19 protein-coding genes and 2 tRNA genes are annotated in these 15080 nt (G+C 41.0%); 3 read left to right on the top strand and 18 right to left on the bottom strand.

The window, feature by feature from the left end:
- Positions 1-27: 27 nt before the first annotated feature.
- The 10 genes from AR1Y2_RS18150 to AR1Y2_RS04310 form a co-directional block, all read right to left on the bottom strand.
- A complete protein-coding gene (locus AR1Y2_RS18150) occupies positions 28-159 on the bottom strand; it encodes a hypothetical protein (protein WP_282432134.1) in 132 nt (43 codons plus the stop codon).
- Between the two features lie 88 nt (positions 160-247).
- Positions 248-652 (bottom strand): VOC family protein, encoded by a 405-nt coding sequence (locus tag AR1Y2_RS04350; protein WP_137327874.1) that lies wholly within the window; start codon positions 650-652, stop codon positions 248-250.
- Positions 653-714: 62 nt separating this feature from the next.
- Positions 715-1629, bottom strand: coding sequence for a helix-turn-helix transcriptional regulator (locus AR1Y2_RS04345; RefSeq protein WP_137327873.1), 915 nt, complete (start codon positions 1627-1629; stop codon positions 715-717).
- A gap of 177 nt (positions 1630-1806) precedes the next feature.
- A tRNA-Lys gene (locus tag AR1Y2_RS04340) sits at positions 1807-1879 on the bottom strand.
- Positions 1880-1922: 43 nt separating this feature from the next.
- Positions 1923-1994 (bottom strand) — tRNA-Gln (locus tag AR1Y2_RS04335).
- A 312-nt stretch (positions 1995-2306) separates the two neighbouring features.
- Entirely contained in the window at positions 2307-3236 is a 930-nt protein-coding gene (locus AR1Y2_RS04330) for an ATP-dependent DNA ligase (RefSeq protein ID WP_137327872.1), read from the bottom strand.
- Positions 3236-4024 carry a non-homologous end joining protein Ku gene (gene ku, locus AR1Y2_RS04325; protein ID WP_137327871.1) on the bottom strand — a complete coding sequence of 263 codons (789 nt, stop codon included), beginning with the start codon at positions 4022-4024 and terminating at the stop codon, positions 3236-3238. The genes AR1Y2_RS04330 and ku overlap by 1 nt, the downstream gene beginning before the upstream one ends.
- Before the next feature lie 101 nt (positions 4025-4125).
- Positions 4126-4368 (bottom strand): hypothetical protein, encoded by a 243-nt coding sequence (locus tag AR1Y2_RS04320; protein ID WP_137327870.1) that lies wholly within the window; start codon positions 4366-4368, stop codon positions 4126-4128.
- A gap of 106 nt (positions 4369-4474) precedes the next feature.
- Complete coding sequence (locus AR1Y2_RS04315) at positions 4475-4975, bottom strand: hypothetical protein (protein WP_137327869.1); 501 nt, start codon at positions 4973-4975, stop codon at positions 4475-4477.
- Between the two features lie 14 nt (positions 4976-4989).
- Complete coding sequence (locus tag AR1Y2_RS04310) at positions 4990-5493, bottom strand: hypothetical protein (RefSeq protein ID WP_137327868.1); 504 nt, start codon at positions 5491-5493, stop codon at positions 4990-4992.
- A 145-nt stretch (positions 5494-5638) separates the two neighbouring features.
- On the opposite strand from AR1Y2_RS04310, the gene AR1Y2_RS04305 reads away from it, so the two are divergent.
- The 3 genes from AR1Y2_RS04305 (at position 5639) to AR1Y2_RS04295 (ending at position 6673) form a co-directional block, all read left to right on the top strand.
- Positions 5639-5866, top strand: coding sequence for a helix-turn-helix domain-containing protein (locus AR1Y2_RS04305; protein ID WP_137327867.1), 228 nt, complete (start codon positions 5639-5641; stop codon positions 5864-5866).
- A gap of 86 nt (positions 5867-5952) precedes the next feature.
- A complete protein-coding gene (locus tag AR1Y2_RS04300) occupies positions 5953-6213 on the top strand; it encodes a hypothetical protein (RefSeq protein WP_137327866.1) in 261 nt (86 codons plus the stop codon).
- A gap of 16 nt (positions 6214-6229) precedes the next feature.
- Positions 6230-6673 (top strand): hypothetical protein, encoded by a 444-nt coding sequence (locus AR1Y2_RS04295; RefSeq protein ID WP_137327865.1) that lies wholly within the window; start codon positions 6230-6232, stop codon positions 6671-6673.
- 136 nt (positions 6674-6809) lie between these two features.
- On the opposite strand, the gene AR1Y2_RS04290 is transcribed toward AR1Y2_RS04295, so the two are convergent.
- From AR1Y2_RS04290 to AR1Y2_RS04255, 8 genes are read right to left on the bottom strand one after another with little or no spacing between them, the layout of a single operon-like run.
- Positions 6810-7565: an N-acetylmuramoyl-L-alanine amidase gene (locus AR1Y2_RS04290; RefSeq protein WP_137327864.1), complete on the bottom strand. Its 756-nt coding sequence runs from the start codon at positions 7563-7565 to the stop codon at positions 6810-6812.
- A 2-nt stretch (positions 7566-7567) separates the two neighbouring features.
- A complete protein-coding gene (locus tag AR1Y2_RS04285) occupies positions 7568-7762 on the bottom strand; it encodes a holin (protein ID WP_137327863.1) in 195 nt (64 codons plus the stop codon).
- A gap of 16 nt (positions 7763-7778) precedes the next feature.
- Positions 7779-8063 carry a CTP synthase gene (locus AR1Y2_RS04280; RefSeq protein ID WP_137327862.1) on the bottom strand — a complete coding sequence of 95 codons (285 nt, stop codon included), beginning with the start codon at positions 8061-8063 and terminating at the stop codon, positions 7779-7781.
- Between the two features lie 44 nt (positions 8064-8107).
- Positions 8108-8356, bottom strand: coding sequence for a hypothetical protein (locus tag AR1Y2_RS04275; protein ID WP_137327861.1), 249 nt, complete (start codon positions 8354-8356; stop codon positions 8108-8110).
- A gap of 19 nt (positions 8357-8375) precedes the next feature.
- Positions 8376-9266, bottom strand: coding sequence for a hypothetical protein (locus tag AR1Y2_RS17710; RefSeq protein ID WP_175403584.1), 891 nt, complete (start codon positions 9264-9266; stop codon positions 8376-8378).
- 12 nt (positions 9267-9278) lie between these two features.
- Entirely contained in the window at positions 9279-10919 is a 1641-nt protein-coding gene (locus AR1Y2_RS04265; protein WP_175403583.1) for a phage tail spike protein, read from the bottom strand.
- Positions 10919-11617, bottom strand: a complete 699-nt coding sequence (locus AR1Y2_RS04260; RefSeq protein WP_137327859.1) for a phage tail family protein — start codon at positions 11615-11617, stop codon at positions 10919-10921. Before AR1Y2_RS04260 ends, AR1Y2_RS04265 begins: the two co-directional genes overlap by 1 nt.
- Complete coding sequence (locus AR1Y2_RS04255) at positions 11617-15051, bottom strand: phage tail protein (protein WP_137327858.1); 3435 nt, start codon at positions 15049-15051, stop codon at positions 11617-11619. The genes AR1Y2_RS04260 and AR1Y2_RS04255 overlap by 1 nt, the downstream gene beginning before the upstream one ends.
- Between the last annotated feature and the right edge of the window lie 29 nt (positions 15052-15080).

Below are 15080 nucleotides of genomic sequence, written 5' to 3'. Positions count from 1 at the left end.
TGATCCGTTATGCTTTTTTATCGGCATTTAAGAAATATCCATACAAATATGATGTTCCGGTATTTGATTGTACGCAAAAGAACTGCACATGCTCTGCATCTGCATTTCCATACCCATCATATCCATCATGAGATTTTCATATGTCTTGATAAAATTCATAGCGGTAACTCCTTGTTTTAATTTCCTATCTTGCTTCTAGGTTATTTGAAATATTACACGGTATTATTGTATTTGTCAATACACTTTTTTAAGATTCTGGCCCCTGTCTGCCGAACGAACCGATCTCGATCAGGTTTCCTTCCGGATCTGCCACATAGCTTGTCCGCTGTCCCCAAGGTTCGGTCACCGGCGAAAGAACCGGCTTTGCTCCCGCCTCCACCACTCTTTTAAATTCTGTGTCCACATCCTCAAAAACGGGCACGTCAAAAGCCAGTTCCACCGTTCCGTTCATTCCGGCAGGATAGCTGTATGTGCGGGAAGTCATATCCTCAAAATCATTCCGCCCGAACATGATCAAACGCATATCTCCCGAAGAAAGCTCTGCATTGGGACTTGCGTCCCAGTCTGTGTCCATCCCCATAACGTCCCTGTAAAAAGAAACCATTTTCTCCATATCAGTGACAAACAATCCTGCAGCTGTCATTTTTAGCATCTCTGTTCCTCCTTTATTTCTGAATATTCTCAGTATATCAGCAGGAACCGGACATCTGTATGTCATGTTCTTTTGTATTTATTTAAGTTTTTCTCTAGATCAGCCACAAGATCGTCCACCAGGGACTTTGGCTCCATAACAGTCACCCGGCTCCCAAAGCTTAAGACCCACTGCTTCATGTTGTCATAACTCACAAAATCCCATTCAAAGACCAGGTTTCCCTGATCATCCTGTGAAAAACAGTCCACTCCATATTCCTCCACAAGGCGGTACTTAACTTCCTGTTCAAAAACCGCTTTTAACCGGACTGCATCCTGTCTGAAGTATTCCTGAAAATCCCTCTTTGTCTCACCCGGTTCCCTCACCTGATAGCTTTCCCGTGTCTCCTTAAGCTCCCACAGCCTGTTCAGTTTAAACATCCGGAAATCCTTCCTCTTTCTGCAATATCCATACACATACCAGGAGGACCACTGAAACAAAAGCAAATACGGCTCGATCTCCCGATATTCCTCCCCCTTGCTGTAATAATAACAAAAGGTGACGGTATGCTGTCTGGAAACTGCCTGCTTGATGAGTTCTATCTTTTCTTTTAAGGATTCCTCATAGTGGGAGGCCAGATCAATGAGAACAGCTCCCTCTGACAAAACGGTGTCCTCCGCATGTACAGACAGTTTCTCCATGAGCCTCAGAGTGACCGACGTCCTGGAAACACTGTCAATTCCCTGAAGTCCATCTAAAACCGCCCTCAGTTCGTCTTTCGTGAGTACGGTGCTGTCCAGCTTATAACCTTCCGCAATACGGATCCCTCCTCCGTAGCCCTGTTCAGTGATCAAGGGAATGCCTGCCTGGCAGATGGCATCGATGTCCCTGCCGATGGTCCTTCTGGATACTTCAAATCTCTCAGCCAGTTCAGGTGCCGTGACTCTGTCATTTCTGAGCAGCAGCGTGATAATCCCGATCAGACGGTCAATTTTCATATGAATACCTCCCAAGTATTATGATAAAAACAAAGTGGCAAGCCCACTTCAACACCCCAACCCCTTACGCATTTGTGTGCATAATGCCCGCAGGGCTTTTTTATTCTATAGGGAGGTTCGCAGAACTTTCCTATAGAATGGAAAAAACTCCGTTTCAAAAGAAACGGAGTCCTACGATGAGCGTGCGGGGATTCGAACCCCGGACAACTTGATTAAAAGTCAAGTGCTCTACCACCTGAGCTACACACCCTGATTATGTGATTGTAAAAATCCTGATGAAACAGGACTCAAAACTGGGCTAGCTGGATTCGAACCAGCGGATGCAGGAGTCAGAATCCTGTGCCTTACCACTTGGCGATAGCCCAACAGCTTTATTAATATATCACAGCAAAAATCTTATGTCAACAACTTTTTTACTTTTCTGGCAAAATATATGAAATAGATCTTTACCCTGATCTTCCTCATACGGAACTGAGCGTGCGGGGATTCGAACCCCGGACAACTTGATTAAAAGTCATATACTCTAAACCGCTCTGGACGGCTTGTTTTCGACATCTATAAAAATTTAATGGAACAAAAATGGAACATTTGCTCCGCAACTTTTTATATAATACCACAGCGTTTATTCTATTGCAACATATTTTTTATAAAAAGCCCGGCAGATTGCCGGGCCACTTTTAGACTTTTATATTTCTAGGGTCTACATCCGTACGGAACCCCTTAAATACAGGCTGTCGCAAGGCCCCTTTTGTATTAGGCATATACTGCACGATGCAAACATGGTCCGGGGTTACCCAGACTGCATTTTCATTACCAGACCCGACCGGAAAGATGGATATAGAGCTTTTTCCCTGCGGCACTAATTCTTCTATAATATACTTTGTCACGCCACTCGTAACGTGTCCCTTGTACAATAAGATTCCTTTTTGATATTTCCCTAATATAATGCTGTAAGTATTCTGCGCTTTTCTTATATATCCTGCTACAACGAAGTCCTCGTCTGCCATGCGTTTGAACTTTACCCAGTCCTTAGAGCGTTTCCCCATATGATATAAACTATTTATATTCTTTGCAACGACACCTTCTAACTGCTGAGAGGCAGCAATTTCATATAATCGTATTCCTTCGCTCCTAATATATCTCGAGATAGCCATCCGTTTAGTCTCTGCCGGAATCATCTTTTCTATTTCCAATTTTCGATCTAATAAGGATTCTTCTAATAAACTTTTTCCTCCACTGTATAAGCAATCATATACTACGAAAGAAGCCGGAAATCTCTCTGCTGCCATCTGAATCTTGAAATGATCTGTTAACATAGTTCTTCTTTGTAATTCATAAAAGTCTGGCACTCCCTGCCTCATGACTACGACCTCACCGTCTAATATACATTGATCCCGAACCTGTTTATAAACGTACTGAAGCTCCGGAAACTTAGGCAACATACTCATGTTTCTCTTATTCCTTAAATCTATTCCGCCTTTGTCCATATAGGCGAGGCAGCGAAAACCATCTAGTTTAAGTTCATAAATCCAGTCTGGATTGTCGAAAGGATCCCCCTGGTGCGCTATTAACATAGGAGAAGCTGATCTGTCTTGGAAAATATCCATTACTCATTTCCTGCCTTTTTATGTGGGCCGGACATCTCCAAACTTTTCTGCAATGCCTCCATCAGATCTATAACATTACCAGCCGGATTTCCATTGTCTTCTACTGCCAGCACATCATTGCCCTGGATCTTCTGCATTATCGCATTTCGTAATCTTTCTTGATACTCGTCTTTATATTCAGCAGCAATGAACGGTTTGGTCATGTTTTCTACTAGCATCTTGGCCATATCTAACTCATTTTTGTCTAAGGCCATTTTAGGTACCTTCTTAGGAATTTCTGCAATTTCATCTTCATAATACAGCGTCTTTGCTATAAGCCCGTCTTTTAATGGATATAATACAATCAGTTTTTCACTTTGACCAATTACGGTTTTAGCCAGAGCTATTTTTTTTTGAGAAAGTAGTGCTTGTCTTAATAACTCAAACGCTTTTTCAGCCCCAACTTCGGGAACAGCATAGTAATCTTTCTCATAGTAAATCATATCTATTTCTGTCATCTTAGAAAACTGTATGATATGAATGGTTTTGTCCTTCTTGGTCTTTATTTTTTCTATCTCATCGTTTGTCATAGTGACATACTTATTTTTTTCGTACTCATATCCTTTGATTATATCGTCCGGCATTACTTCCTTTCCGCAGTGACTACAATACTTCTTATACTTAATCCGTGCGCCACTTTCCTTGTCAAGTTGATTGAAATGTATGTCGTTATCCACGGTGGACTTATACAATCCAACTGGAATCAACACTAATCCCATGCTTATACTTCCTTTATGCGCTACTGCCATATTTTTAGCTCCTTTTTGATTTTTGCCAGTAGTATTTGCATAAAGAGATATAAATATTTGCGCACAAAAAAGCCCGGCTACCTGCCGGGCCTATACACTATTTATAATAATTCTATGTCAGAGATCCTCACAACCGTATTAAGAGGATCACTATTTTTCTCTATTACGTCAAAACAGTAATTGATCCAATTCGAATCGGTGAGCTGTATGCTCCAGGAATCTTCCGGCACTTCTCCTGTGCCGTCCCAGATCTCAGCCAGGGTTATTGCCCCCCCTATTTTCACATCAGGGAGATTGTTATTAAACTGATCCATCGCTTTTGCTTTCTCTACTATATTAATCATCTTTCTTACCTCCGTCATTTTCTTCTATTTTATCATATTGCTTGAATCGCTGATAGTTCTAATCTTCAAACTCTCTGCCTTCGTAACCTCCGGGGCGGGTGGATGCTCAAATAGTTGTAAGCATTTTTTGGAAAACCTCATCTTCTTTGAGGTCTTCGTTATCTTCCAAAAAATTCTCTATTTCCATATCCTGTACCCAGTCTAGGTCTGCATCCCACGTATAGATTATTGTTTCTTTTTTATTTTTAAATTGGCACGAAGAAAATGTATAATAGGTACCACACAATCCCCCATTTCCGTACATCAGAAATCCTTTGTCTCTCTGCACTTCTTTAAGTACATCCAAGACATCTTTTTGACGCTCAATCCTCATGGCTTCGTTATAGTCGAAGCCGGACATTTGTGATTCTGCGATATCCCAAAATACATTTTTTGCCTTTATATCTTCGTCTACGCTTCCCTTATCTCTAATAAAATACTTATCATAAAAATAATTAAACCGACTGGCTTGCCTAAGCTGTTCCTTTGTAAGACCAGCATCCTTAATTTGTCGGGCAATCGCCTTTTCCCTAGATTCGATTTCCTGATTTAGATCTATAAATCTCATTTTCGTTCCCTCCTTTACTTACCGGAAATACTTCCGCCCCATAAATATTGACTATCCATCCATAATTTATCTAACTTGTGATCTACTTCTGAATCTATATCGCGATATTTCTCGCTGTAGGAGTTGAGGATTTGCATCTGCTCCCTGTGCCCAATCGGTTTTCCGGTCTTTTCTCTGATTATCCTAGTTTCCTCCTGAATATTAAGTTCCATTAAATTGGCTATCATGTCAAACTTATACCCATTTCTAGTGAGGCCTCTCCATCCATCGATAAACCATTTTGCAGAATCTTCGGACTGAAATTTTTCTTTTGCAAAAGAAAAGTCGTATTCTTCGCAGATTTCAAGTCCTTTATTTCTTATATCGTTCGCCCATGCAACCTGTTTTTCTGATCCTCTTAATGCTATCATCTTTGCTTCCCTCCATGCTTTTTTTAATGCGGAGGAAATGGTTTCTTTAAATCTTTTTACCAGCACCCATGCTCTTTTCATAATTTTTGATAAATTGTATTTCTTCATCTTCATTTCCTCCTTATTAACTCGTTTCCTTTACTGTAATTACAGTATACCCTACTATTAGGGTTATGTCAATACCTTTTTACCCTAATATTAGTTGTTTTTTTCTCTTCTATATTGTATAATCAAAATAAAAAGGAGGAACGACATGATTAATTACAAAATAGATGTTTTAGAAACATTAAAAAAGTGTGGATATAATCAGACTAGGTTACAGAAGGAAAAGCTTTTACCTAAACAAACTATGACGAATATAAAAGCCGGGAAAAGCATTACTTTAGAAACTTTAAATAAAATATGTATTATGTGTAAACTACAGCCAGGGGATATTATAGAAGTCATCCCTACGGATGAGGAAAAAATAAAATATTATTAGATTCGCTTGACGCTACCCTAATTATAGGGTATACTATAGTTACAGTAAAGGGAACGAGTTAAACAAACATTAAGGAGGATGTTAAAATGAAGAAAACAATAGATTTATTAAATGAAGTAGTAGAACTTGGTTTCGATAGAGAAAGAGCTTTGAGAGATATAGACGCTTGTCTTGACCAGATTTTAGGGATTGACGAGGAGACTGGCGATCGACCTTCCCCTTTGACGGAAGAAAAAATCGAAGACGAATTATATAATGACATATTAGACGGCTTCAAAGCCGAAAAGGAAATGAATGAGTTTGCAAGAGAATCGCATAACGATTTTCTGGACGGACTTCAACTTTAAAAAAGGGGAAAAACATATGAAAATAAATCATTATACGATAAACACTCAACATAATAGAGTATCATGCACGGAAGAGGTGCAAGAGGAAACAATCGAATATCTAACAAACTTGATAAAAAACACGGATGAAGGAAATCCTATTGAGCTGCTCGACGGTGCAACAATGCTTTTGACAACTGAACCGGGCGCTTATATTGCAACAATCAAAGTCGGTGATGACATTGTGTTAGCCACCGCAGGTGCTTCTAATAAAATGCAAGCAAAAAAAATATGGCAACTGATGCTTGAACTCGCAAAGCCGACACTGCCAAATAAAATAGAATTATTCCCGGTTCAGCCGCCTTTCGTTTTAGATCTTATTTTCCCTGGCGCAGTATTCCATCAAAATGTCCTTTCTTGGACCGGGGATTTTACTCAGTGCCTTGGACACTTGTTGTTAGACAAAAACAACAAGTGGTAATTGACAATAAAGGGCGAGAAAAGTATAATAAAATAAACGGCAGACCCATATTGGGATTTAAAGTATAAAATAATGCTATTCACATTTAATTCTGCTATTTAAAAAAGCCCCGGAGCAATCCGGGGCTTTTCTTCTGCTATTTTTTCCGATTTTTATACAGCGCCGTGCAGGTCTTCTTTCCTGCATAGCTGCCTTTCTTCCAGCCAAGCTGTTTCCAGTACTGTTCTAATTTCTTCTGCGTTGCAGGCCCCCAGATGCCGTCTGTTGCAATATCTGCCCCGGATGTAAGATCATTTAGTTTTCCCTGGAGCCAGCGAATTGCATTTTTGCCGGAATCCTTTTTTACTGCTGTGTACTTCTTTGTTGCTGCTTGCCCGCCGATTGCCTTTTTAAAACTATTCCAGCCTGAATTGTCTGTACCAGCCCAATATGCGGGACATTCCTTTCCGTTCACGTCCCAGTGGCGGATCACATGAGATGCAGGGACACCATATTTTTTCATATAATATTTAACAAGGTCAATGGTCATAGCTTTTGTTTTAGTGGAAACAGTGACCTTTCCATCTCTGATTGTGTCACACATCTCTATTGAAATACTGTTCGCATTTGTGCATTTTCCGTAAAACTTTCCTGCTGCTCCGGAAAGATCATATTTGCCGCCCACTGCCCAGGCTATATTGCGTAGCGGTACAGACTTTACTACTATATTATCATCTACAAAGCAGTGTGCAGACGCCTTTACCACGTTATTCCTAAAGTATTTCCCGTTGTTTTCTGCCGTATCACCGTCATTTGCCGTGTAATGCAGAACGATATACTCTATATCCTTAAGATTCCGTCTGCCACCATAGTTCCGCTTATCAGCCCATACTTTCTTCCATTTAATACCCATCTTTATTCCTCCTCCGGAATCCCGGCCACAGAAGTCAGCAAGGAAATAACACCAGCCAATGCTGCTGTGGATAATACCATGCGCCAGTCAACAGAAGACAGCGCCGCCGTGGTCCCTATCGTTGCTACTGCCGTCTGTGCAACAGTCTTCACTGCTCTGATCCCCGCTGCACGTCCCCACTTTTTCCAATCTCTCATATTTGTACCTTCCTTTCTACTTGTCGATGATACTCTCTAAAAGTTCATCTCTGATTTTCTTCATGTTGTCAATTCCGTTTCCGGTGATCTGATGGTTCAGCATAGCAGCAAGGCATTTATTCTGCTGCTTCTGCATCTCCTCCAGATTGACCAGCCTTTTATAGTCTTTGACCGAGTGATCCTCCAACTTTTCCACTCGGTTCTTGAATTTAAAGGCCGGGTGCACGACCTTATAGATCACTGCCCCGGCCCCGCCGATGATACTGATACCTCCGCATATTGCTAAGATTTCTTGTAGCACTTCCCTCTCCTTATGTCTGCAAAATAAAAAGGCCCTTCGGCCCTCTACTGCTGCTCTGTCGTCTCTGTTGCTCTTGCGTCCTGTGCTGCATAAAACTGCTGCGTAAACTCTTCGATCTCCTGCCGCACCGCTTCTTTGTTTGCTTCATAAAGCTTGCTGTCTTGGATGTTCTGCGTTACGTTGTCTCCCTCGCCGTCTTCTGCCACAGTGGCATTCAAATATACCACCGTGCGGTCGGAATCCGGGACCTTGATCTCTCCTGTAAGCGTGATGCTTCTTTTAGTTTCTAACATGTTTGTCCCCTTTCTAATTTTAATCTTCTGGAAATGAAAATGCGATTGCTGCCCAGCTAACGCTTCCTTTTATCGCTGTTGCATCTTCCATTTTCCTCAGCCATTCTAGTTTTACGGTCCCATCGAACCCGAAGAGGTATCTTCCTACTGTAGCGCCTGTCGCAGAGTTTATATGATATATGTCGTATTTCGGTCGGAATCCCGCAGGCAACGTACATATTTTTACATTTGTGTTCTCAGCAGAACTTCCCCCTGCATATGTTCGATCAATCCCATAGTTGCCGTAAACATGCACAATTCCATTTTTCTTTCTATACATGATACTTGTTCCGATCTCCGGTTTTTTTGTATATATTCCACACGCATTTGTTCCAATGATTGGTTTCCAGCCTGTGTCAGAGGTTTTGTTTTGCAGCGCCGTATTTACATCGCTGATCGTCGATTGTAATTCTGTACAACGAATAACGAGAGTATTTATAGCAGCTACGAGACTGCTTTTATCTACTGTCTTAAGATTTTCTAAAATGCCATCCGCTTCATTTAAGTCATTCAAGTGCTCGACTATATATTCTGAAATCGAATTGTACCTATCAAGATCTATCTCTGTCCCCCGGTAAATCGCATCAAGGCGATCTTTTAAGTTCGCATACTGCGTACTGTCTCCAGCCAGTCTTGCATCTACTACTTCTGCAACAGAAGGGTTCGCTTGTGACATTTCTTCAAGTAAGTTATCATATTTTTTGTCTAGCAAGTCCTGTTTTCCTGTATATATATCTATGACTGCCTGCTTGGCCTCCATATCTGCCTTGCTTTCCTTGTTGATTGTATCAATACCGTCATGGATGCTTTGTCTTACATCCTTTCCTAAAACAGCATGTAGAATGTTCTGCAATGCTTCTTGTACTGTCATACTCGCTCCTTCCTATCCTATTCTTTTCCACATATATACAGTTATATAAGGAGGCAGATTTTTCCCTGCGCCATTCTGACCTGTGCTGTTAGTATTATGCGCCGGAACATTATGATAATGATTTCCATCTACCATGATTGCACTTGTACTTTTTCCGTTATTTTTGTCTGAAAATCCAAGGCTGCTTGCTGTAGAATTGCCAGAAGCAAACACCCCACTCCTCACGTAAGCATCGTGATCGTGCACTCCTGCATTGATTGTGTTTTGTGCATTTACACTGTGTATATGAGCGATCACGGCCGCATCCTTGTTTCCTCCAGGCTTCTCCACCGAATTAAACTCCCCCTGACTTGTATCTACTCCCACGATAGTCCGTCCTGTTGCAAATGCTGTCCAGCTGCCACCGAAAAATGACGCAGGATTCGCATTGTTTACAGAGATATAGATACTGCCGACCGGGTAGATCTTATTTGTAACTGCGTCCATCTCTACCTTTACTTGCTCAGCCTTGTTTGCTGCGTTATTTGCTGTGTTCACGGCGTTGTTAACTGCAGGTATAACATTTTGGATTCCTGAATTATAAACATTTTGGCTTTCCACAAGCGTCTTAATTGTAGAGCCAAGGACAATACTAGAATCCTCCGGTTTTTTAAGATTCTGGCTTTTTTTGCTTACCTGCATATAAGAATTAATTCCATGCGGCATGGATACAACCGGGATAAAATCTCCGACAGAAATTTCTTTTACATCGTAACCAAGGTCTTTCAGATCGACAGCGGTAAGTTCAATCGAAACAATTAAGTTCTTTAATGCTTCTACTTGCTCCTGTCCTTTCTGTTTCAATGTATTTGGGCTTTCAACATCCGAAAAAGAAACAGTGCCGTATATTTTCCCAAAAGTATCCACGGCTGACTGATCGTAGAGATAATCCACTCCATTATTTACGCTCGCTATCGTGATTGCTTTACCAGTAGCGCTGTTTGTTGCTCCTAAAGGGATTATGCAAGTTTTTATATCCTCGGCCTTTATATACTTTGTTATATCAAGTATATTTTCTCCATATCGCACCGACTGCCCTTCTCTATCCTCATAATCTTTCAAATAGTCAATATAGTATTTCCCGTTCTGCTCTCTCGTCCTGATATATCCGCCATAGACATTCAACAACTTATTTTCAATGTCGGCCCTGGTATCTGGATAACTATTCTCTGTTACTTTTACAGAATCACCTGTCATTGTGATATTCCCAATCTGAAATTGCTTATCAGGCTCAACCTGTGAATTATGAGCATTAATAAGCTGCTTGAACCGGTCCGCCGGCGAAACCGTAGAAGAATAAGGCCGCTGGATTGTGTCTAACAAAAAAGCGAGGTCCCCCTCGCATGTGACTGTTTTTTCTCCATCAAAGTCTGTTTCTTCATTCAAAATACGGCATCTAAAGATCTCTTTCTCATTTCCATTATCATCGAACCATATGATATGCAATTTTGATTTTAACTTTTCTAAATTGTTATACATCGGATTGTCTGGATAGATCACAAAAGAAAAAGAGCCGTTTTTATTCAGCTCTGTATCTAACTTGGGATCACTGATCTGCAGATCTTTATCCCATGGGTGATAGATATATTTGTCATTTAATTTTACCTTATACACTATAAACTTCCTCCTCGATATTCTACACTCACAGTCCCGTTCCCAGTAAAGGTCAGCACATTATCTCCTTCTATTAAAAGAAGATCCGGCGCCTTGCTCTTTCCTGCAGGAAGACTGTAGGTCTTTCTGTTGTGTGTCACACTCATCGAAACACTACAGTCAAATTCAGGGATCACTGGCATAGATCGCCCTGGTATATGCAGCTCAAGAGATCCAGAAACAGCCAGGTCTTTATATTCTCTTATGATCCCGTCCTCAAAAGAAAAATCATCCCACAGCCAATCTTCTGTAGAAGAATACTTTTCGTATTTATAGGGATCACGGTTCACTTCAATTTCAACCTTGCTGTATTTCTTGTTTATTTTATCTGTGTCAATTTTTACCCTTCCTTCATAGAAGAAAGTCTTTTCATTTCCAAGAATCACTTTTTCTCTTTTGCCATGCAAAGCATTAAAAATTTCACTGCCCTTGCGGAGCCAAGTGCCATAATCTCCATCTACAAAATCGAAAGTAAGTTTCATTGTTGTGTTTTTGTAGGTTGTGTATCCGGTCTGTACCTCTGTCAGATCAAGGTCCCCGTTTCTTCCAGGGACCTCTTTAAACTTTGTATCTGCCTCCGGTGAACCAACTTCCAGGGTAAGCAGCCTCATGCCCCATTCGGCAGCCAGGCTATATTTTCCTATCTGAACATCAAACATCAATTTCTCCTTTCGACTTTCCCTTGCTCTTTTCCAAGCTCTTTACTTACATGCGGAGCTATAAGCTTTCCTGTTGTTTTTCCATCCAATTCAACTGTACCGGTTATCTCTGCGTTTACCTGAACCGGACGGCTATCTTCTAAAACAACCACTTGTGCACCGCCCGATGGCCCGGTGTAGGACGGGACATCCGGTGTAGGATACTCTACACTTTCCACTTTTGCACGCATAGCAGCAAGGGAGGTATTAATTTCTTTTTCGATCTGCACCGTAGCTGCCGGCATGTATTTAGAAAAGGCAGAGCTAAGACCAAGCGGAAGATATTTTCCTACCTTGTCTCTTACTACCCGGGACGGGGATTTAATTTTCAGCTGTTTCTTCATGTCCTTAATGATCTGATTGCACATCTGCTTAACTGCTTTGGACATATTTTTTGTCTGTGACTTCATGCCGGACGTAAATCCAGCCATAGTGTCCTTACCAATCTGATTCACCTTCTTCTTTAGTGCGTTCAGATTTGTATTTAGTTCTTTCTGGTAGTCCTCTTGAAGTTTATCCAGGTCACTTTTAAAGAAGCTCTCTCCAAAAGATTCAGAGCCATTATAAATCTTATTCCATTTATTTATATAATCATTGAATTGTTTCGGATCAAGAGATTGCAGGTATTCCATGTAATCATTTGCATCGGAAACGCCCATTCCCAGGATTTCATCCATTAATGAATCCGGAATTTTGCCTTTCAGGGATTTGATCCGGTTTTGGTAATTTTCAATAGCTTCAATATTGCCATCCAGATCGTATAGGCTGCCTGTATCACGCATCTTTGACACCATATCACTCTGCTTTTGCATGATGTCGTTATACTTTTCTTGGAACTTTTCTGAAAGTTCTTCGATAGTTTTTTCAGCTTCTTTTACAATCGCTGCCGCCTGCTTCTTTACTGAGTTTGTATAAGCCGTAATCATTGCTTTTCCAAGGTTCGTGTAAGAGCTTGTCATTGCTTTCTTTTTCGCCTTGGTTTTTTTAAGCTCTTTTTCAAGATCTTTTGTGCTTTTCTTGTCTTTTTTTGCCTTTTTGATCTGCTTGTTTAGACTAGCAATTTTCTTATCATATTTCTTACTTTCTTTATCGCTACCCTTTTTTATCTGAGTATTGATCAGATTCTTTCCGGCTGTTGTAGTCTTCTCCACCTGAGAATCCATAGAATTTGACAAGTTCTCGACAAAGGTTTTCCCTATCTCTGAGAAGTTACCCTTTTTGCTTGCCGATTTTGCGGACTTTATAGCAGCATTGCAGAGACTTTCCATTGTCTTTTTTAGATTCTTCTGTTCAGCATTTATACCGGAAATAATACCGGTCACAATGTGCTTTCCGACTTCTTTCTTAAATACCCTAGATGGTGACTTGATTCCAAGAGATTTCTTTGCAGATTTTAAAGCATTTCCTGCAACATCTTTAAGTTTATTGAATAATGCGCCTGCAGCCGAACCAATTCCTCCTATGATCCCCTTTATGATGTTCCTTCCAACGTCTGCCCATTTAATGTTTCTGAATGCCGTTGCTGCTTTATTAGCCAGACTTTTGGCGGTGCTTGCCATTTTCCCCGCAAGACTTATAAGTCCAGAAGCAATCTTTTGTACGATTTGTTTCCCGACAGACAGCCAGTTTATTTTTGTGATATTCTGCATTATCGCCCTGGCCAGAAGTTGTGCGTTTAAAGTTGCTTTACTGACAAACATCGAAATTCCAGAAGCAATTTTAGATACAAGATTTTTACCGACAGAAAGCCAGTTTGTCGTTGTGATCTTTGTCCATAAACTTTTCACCAAGCTATTAAAGGCAGATACCACACTACCTTTTGCGGAAACAATTCCATTTTTCAGACTTGTTATCAGAGCCTTTCCGGCGCTTAAAAGGTTTATGTGAGTAAAGACATTAATGATTGCAAGTACAATTTGTGGAAGTGCCGCAATCAGCTGCGGAATTGCTTGTATGATCCCCTGAACAAGATTCACTATTATCTTTGCCCCAGCCGCAAGTAATTGCATTAATCCTGTGTCCAAGGCAGCACATAAGCCGTTTATAATCTGCGGAACGTATGTGATCAGCTGCGGTATTGAGTTTATAATCCCCTGCGCAATCGCTGTGATGATCTGTATTCCTGTACTGATCAGCTGTGGCAGATTTTGAATAAGGCCCATCGCCAGCTGTCCGATCATTTCCAGTGCCTTTGGTATCAAAGTTGGAGCATATTGCGAAATAGAATCTCCCACCTGCTGTATGATCTGCATTCCTGCACTCATAAGCGCTGGCGCAGCCTGCATAATTCCTTGTCCGATTGACGCAGCTATTGGAGCAATTGATTTCAGGATCTTCGGTATGCTCTGAGTTATTCCATTAGCTATGCTCGTTATGATAGAAACTGCGGATTGTGTAATCTCCGGCGCATGTGAACTGATCGCACTCGCAATCATAGGAATGAAAGAAATTGCGCTTGTAATAAGTGACGGAAATTTAGAAAGCAAGCCAGTTGTAATATTGGCTATAATATCCGCTCCAGCTTTAAGAAAGCGGTCCCCACCACCTTGAAATGCCTGCCATAATGCATTTAAGACTTCCGGTATCGTCTCAGCAAGCCTGGGAATAATCTCTCCAAGATTTTTTCCTATATTAACTGCGGCGGTTGCAAGAGCATCCGCAAAATCCTTAGCAGACCCAGAGCCATTCAAAAAGTTGTCATATGCCGCCTTAGCTGCATTCATTGATCCTTCAATCGTTGTTGCTGCCTCTTTTGCCGTTGTTCCGGTAATACCCAAATCGCCTTGAATGACATGGATCGCTTCATAGACGTCTTTCAGATTGCTTATGTCATACTTAACCCCGGATAACTTAGATGCATCCGATAACAGGCGCTCCATCTCTGTCTTCGTGCCGCCATATCCAAGCTTCAAATTATCAAGCATGGTATAATTCTGCTTTGCAAATCCCTGGTACGCATTTTGGATATCCACCATTGCTGTACCCATTTTATTTGCATTATCAGACATGTCAATCATAGCCATATCTGCGACTTTTGCAGCCTTTTGAGTATTTCCAGATGTGCTTTGTAACAATGATGCAGAAAAACTTGTTACATTTTTCATGTACTCATTTGCGCTCATACCCGCTGTCTTAAATGCATTATTCGCATTCTTAATAACCGTTTTCGCGCTATCCTTAAAAAGAGTTTCCACTCCACCGATATTCTGCTCAAGATCAGATACAGAATCAAGAGATTGTTTTGTCATTACGCCGAAAGCAGCGGTTACGCCAGCAATCGCTCCCGCCGTTACGGCAAGTCCTTTTTTTGCAATTCCGCCCAGCTTGCTTATACCTGCATTAAAACCCGCCTCATCTATCTTTGTATTAAATTTTAAACCGCCATCGTACCCCATGCGTTATCTCTCCTTTCGGACAACTGCAC

It is taken from the genome of Anaerostipes rhamnosivorans (genome assembly GCF_005280655.1).
GTDB lineage: Bacteria > Bacillota > Clostridia > Lachnospirales > Lachnospiraceae > Anaerostipes > Anaerostipes rhamnosivorans.
The sequence above is the reverse complement of the archived record's forward strand: the minus strand, read 5'-3'. Positions and strand labels throughout refer to the sequence as shown.